The sequence below is a fragment of the Micromonospora sp. NPDC052213 genome (assembly GCF_040679695.1).
Lineage (GTDB): Bacteria > Actinomycetota > Actinomycetes > Mycobacteriales > Micromonosporaceae > Micromonospora.
The window spans coordinates 1-1001 of sequence record NZ_JBFAVI010000434.1 but is presented as its reverse complement, the minus strand read 5'-3'; the positions used below and the strand labels follow the sequence as shown (position 1 = coordinate 1001).

Sequence of the window (1001 nt, the reverse complement as noted above, 5' to 3'; positions counted from 1 at the left end):
GGCTGCCGCCGCTACCGGCGGTGCCGAACGATCCGTCGTCCTCGACCGCGTACCCAAGCCCGAACGTGCTCTCCTGCCCGAACACCCACTCCTGGGCGCGTACCGCCGGGGCGGACACCTCCCGCATCCGTGCGGTGGAGATCAGCCGTACCCCGTCGACCGGGCCGAGTAGCGCCGCGTACATCCGGGCCACCGCGCGGGCGCTCATCGTGCCGACCGACGGCACGTCGGCGCGCAGCACGTCGGGGCGGGAACCGATGACGGTGTCGGGTCGTACCGCTGGCGGGGCGACCGCGTCGAAGTGCGGCAGGTTCGCCCCGGCCCAGGTCATCAGCGCGGACAGGCCGGCGTCCTCCAGCCGGGCCAGCCGGGCCAGGTCCGCCTCCGGTACGGCGAGGAACAGTTCCCGGTCCACGCCGAGCGGCCTGGCCACCTCGTCGGCGAGCACCCGCGACACCGGCGCGCCGGTGACCCGCCGGACCACTTCGCCGAGCAGCCACCCCCACGTCCAGGCGTGGTACGCGAGCCGCTCGCCGGGTTCCCACAGCGGCCGCGCGTCTGCCAGCAGCTCGCACATGCGCGTCCAGTCGGTGAAGTCCTCCGGCGTGACGTCGGCGGGCAGCGCGGGCAGGCCGGCGGTGTGGGTGAGCACGTGCCGCAGCGTGATGGCGTCCTTGCCGTGCCGGGCGAACTCCGGCCACACCGCGGCGAGCGGCAGGTCGTAGTCGAGCCGTCCCCGCTCGGCGAGCACGTGCACGACGGTGGCGGTGAGTCCCTTGCCGGTGGAGACCGCGTGCACGGGCGTGTCGGCGGTCATCGGCCGTCCGGTGGTGGTGTCGGCGAGCCCCGCGTGTTCGGAGACGATCGCCACCCCGTCCAGGTACGCGGCCACCTGCACACCGGCCTCCCGGCCGGAGGAGACCAGCTCGTCGATCGTGTCCCGTACCTCGGCCCGCAGGCCGTCCCACCGCGTGTCCACGATCTCGCAGCGTGCCAGACCG

At 74.4% G+C, this 1001-nt stretch carries 1 protein-coding gene; it reads right to left on the bottom strand.

All coding sequences use genetic code 11. The features are described 5' to 3' along the window. The coding region (locus AB0L34_RS34550; protein WP_363709896.1) for a serine hydrolase domain-containing protein at nt 1–979 on the bottom strand (979 nt) is incomplete at its 3' end. Between the last annotated feature and the right edge of the window lie 22 nt (nt 980–1001).